The 3,565-nt window shown below is 59.5% G+C and carries 4 protein-coding genes; 3 read left to right on the top strand and 1 reads right to left on the bottom strand.

Annotated features, from left to right (window positions below; translation table 11 throughout):
• Positions 1-244: c-type cytochrome (locus ACH2EH_RS17290; protein WP_395143521.1), on the top strand; the 244-nt coding region annotated here is incomplete at its 5' end.
• On the opposite strand, the gene ACH2EH_RS17295 is transcribed toward ACH2EH_RS17290, so the two are convergent.
• Positions 234-1,511 (bottom strand): Gfo/Idh/MocA family protein, encoded by a 1,278-nt coding sequence (locus ACH2EH_RS17295; RefSeq protein ID WP_395143522.1) that lies wholly within the window; start codon positions 1,509-1,511, stop codon positions 234-236. The two genes, ACH2EH_RS17290 and ACH2EH_RS17295, sit on opposite strands and share 11 nt — an antisense overlap.
• A gap of 36 nt (positions 1,512-1,547) precedes the next feature.
• Here ACH2EH_RS17295 and ACH2EH_RS17300 point away from each other — a divergent pair, with 36 nt between their 5' ends.
• Positions 1,548-2,873, top strand: a complete 1,326-nt coding sequence (locus tag ACH2EH_RS17300; protein ID WP_395143524.1) for a hypothetical protein — start codon at positions 1,548-1,550, stop codon at positions 2,871-2,873.
• A partial coding sequence (locus ACH2EH_RS17305) for a DUF6807 family protein (RefSeq protein WP_395143526.1) occupies positions 2,857-3,565 on the top strand: 709 nt, incomplete at its 3' end. The genes ACH2EH_RS17300 and ACH2EH_RS17305, both read left to right, overlap by 17 nt.

Raw genomic sequence — 3,565 nt, forward strand, 5'->3', positions numbered from 1 at the left:
CTGCGCGGCTTGCCACGCCACCGACGGCCAAGGGCGCTACGAGAGCAATACGTACTACCGCCCCGCGCTCTGGGGCCCGAACTCCTTCAACACTCTCGCGGGGCTGGGGGCCAAGCCGGAGAAAATGGCGGGCTTCTTGAAGCACAACATGCCCTTTGGCTCCGGCGGCTCACTGACACTTCAGGAGTCCTGGGATCTCACGGCCTATATCGTCGCGCAGCCTCGGCCCAAAATCACACCTTAGGCAGTGCCCATTGTGGTCGGCGCTCGCGGTCGAGCCATTTGTTGGCCTCTTTATCCCCCACAAACTCCCACTTCTTCGGATCCCACTTTAGGCGACGGCGGTGCCAGTAAGCAAGATTGGCAAGTTGCACCAGCGCCACCGAGCGGCAGCCGATCTCAACATCGCAGAGTGGCTTCTCGCGGCTCTTGATACAGTTGATCCAGTTGCGGTGGTGCCCTGGCGAAACAAACAGATGCGTCTCTTTCTCGCCCAGCGGCGTTTTTGCCAGCTCCGGCGGGTCGCTCTTGAGGACGCCGCGATCCAGATGCAGGGTGCCGTTGGTGCCGGTGAAGAAACAGCCACTGGGGCCACCGTGAATCACCTCGATCCCATCGGCGTAGATCAGTTTTGCGCCCTCCATCGCCATCGGGTCGGTGGGGGGAATGATCTCGACCGGGTTCGTGTCATCTTTGCCGAGCGCCCACTGCGCGATATCGTAGTGGTGCGCCCCCATGTCGGCGTGGCCACCACCGGAGTACTCGCGGTAGTTGCGCCAGGCGGGAAAGTGATTGTGGGCCCCACGCGGAGAAAGTGCGGAGTTATACGCTCGCAGCGGCGCGGGGCCAAGCCATAAGTCCCAGTCGAGGCCCGGCTCTGGCATCTCTTCCTTCAGATCACACCAGATACTGGGGGCAGCGACTCCCACCGTCACGGACTTAATCGTCCCCAGTCGCCCGCTGCGGACGAACTCGCAGCCCTCACGGAAGCGCCCAAAGACATTGGAGCGCTGCTGGCTGCCGGTCTGCAAGACGCGCTTATACTTGCGAACAGCCTCTATGCAGCGCTTTGACTCCGCCAAGGTGAGGGTGAGCGGCTTCTCACAGTAGACATCTTTTCCCGCCTTACATGCCTCGATAATTGGGATGGCGTGCCAGTGCTCTGGTGTCACAATAACAACTGCATCTATGTCTTTGCGTGCAATAACATCTCTAAAATCATTATAAGCTGCACAAGTGCGCGTGGCGCGCTCCTCGCCCTCGTACTGCGTCTCAACGCGCTTCTTGGCACGCTCACGCCGGGTCGTGTCCACATCGCACACAGCCAGTATCTGCACGTCCTCAAAGTTAAGTAAAGTGGGCAGATGGAAGTCATTGGCCATCTTGCCACAGCCAATAATGCCCACGGTGATGCGCTCACTGGGCGCCCAGTGCCCCGCTCGTCCCAGCACGGAGCTGGGCAAAAAGAGCGGCGCGGCAGCGGTACCTTGAATAAATTGTCGTCGGTTCATACCGCCATTGTAGCGGAAAAACCCGTAGAATAGACCATGATTCGCATTGCTGCCTGCCGCCTGCGCCTGCAAGACCTGCACCTGCGCCTCCCGTTTCGCTACGGAATTGCCACCGTCACCGACCTCACCCACGTTTTTGTGGAAGCCGATGTCGAGATTGAGGGGAAAATCATCACCGGAATCTCCTCCGAGCACCTCTCGCCCAAGTGGCTCTACAAGCGCCCGGACACGTCCACAGAGTCAGATAATGCTGAGCTGATTGCACTCATCGAAACGGTGCTGGAGTGGGCGACAGATATCTCCGCCAAGACAGCATTTGGGATCTGGCAGGCGCTCTACGAAAAGCAAGCGGCGTATGCAAAAGAGACGGGCTTGCCGACGCTCTGGACGCACTTTCCGGTGACGCTCGTGGAGCGGGCCGTGATCAATGCGCTCGGTAACGCCACACAGCAGCCCTTTCAGGCTCTTGTCAAGAGCAATGCTTTTGGAATCGAGCTGGGCGCAATTCACACAGAGCTTGCGGGAACGCAACCCACAGATTGGCTTCCTGAAGTGCCTCGCAAACAGATGATTCTGCGACACACCATCGGAATGGCCGATCCACTCACGGGCCGCGAGCGCACGGATGCGCTTCCCAAGACCCTGGAAGATAACATCGTCACCTACGGCTTGAAGCACTTTAAACTCAAGCTCGGCGGCACTGTGGATACCGATATTACACGCACCACGGAGGTTCTTACCGTCTGCGCCGCACACGTGCCCACAGACTGGGCGTTTACGCTGGATGCCAACGAGTCCTACACCGACTTTGCCACCGTCCGCGCCTTCTGGGATGGCTTGCCCAGCACACACAAAGCCCGCTGCCTCTTTATCGAGCAGCCCCTTCACCGAGATCAAGCCCTCACCGACGCGGCGGGAGCGGGGCTGGCCGCCTGGGAGAGCCACCCGCCGATCCTCATAGATGAGTCCGACGGCGCTTTGGGCGATTTCCCCCGCGCATTAGCTCTCGGCTACGCGGGTACGAGCCATAAGGGCTGCAAAGGCGTCTTCAAAGGTGTCGCCAACGCCTGCCTCGCCAAAAAACGCGGTGCGCTGCTCTCGGGAGAGGATCTCACGTGTGTCGGACCAGTTTGTTTGGAGCAAGATCTTGCCGTGATGGCTGCTCTGGGCATCGAGAGTGTCGAGCGCAACGGCCATCACTACTTCGCGGGCCTCTCCATGTTCGATACCGCCACCCAGGACGCCGCTCTCGCCGCGCACCCTGAGCTCTACCACCGCTCGCCTTCGGGCTGGCCGACACTCACGATCACGCAGGGCGAAATTGAGTTCACGGAAAGCATAGACAATGCGAATCACTCATGAAATCGGGCAGTGGATTGGGCTGACAGACGATAATGGCGTCGAGCGGCTGCGCTATGACTACGCCTCTGCCCCTAAGCCGTTTATTCATCCTATCAAACTCCCCGATGGCACAGTGATTACCGAGCACGAGCCCGCCGATCACATCTGGCACCGTGGCCTCTGGTTCGCCTTCAAGTTCGTCAACGGCATCAACTATTGGGAAGAGCGCGACGAGACCATCGGGCAGCAGACGACACACGGCCCCCCCGTGTGCTACCCCTACACCCCTAACCATCTCCAGATCGGTGGCCACGTACTTTGGAAGGATCAAGGTCAGAACCGCCTGCTAGAGTCCCGTTCCTGGTTCTATGAACTCCATTCCTCAGGGGAAGCGGTAATAAATTGGCATACAAAGCTAGAAGCCATGGAAGACGTGACCCTTGACCGGACGCCCTTCACCACATGGGGCGGCTACGGTGGCCTCTTTGTGCGCCTGAGAAATGACCTAAAAGACGCCCAGCTCGTTTTCGATGATGGCACGGCAACAACACGCTGCACCGGCGAGCGCCACAAATGGGGCGGAATTGAAGGCACCACCCCCGATGGCAAAGACTGCGCTGTGGTCTTTATCCCCTTGCCAGAGAACACCCGCTACCCAGAGCCCTTCTATGGAGCCGCCAAGCCCGACTACCATTTCTTCGGCCCCGCGCCGC

The organism is Armatimonas sp. (assembly GCF_043760365.1).
GTDB lineage: Bacteria > Armatimonadota > Armatimonadia > Armatimonadales > Armatimonadaceae > Armatimonas.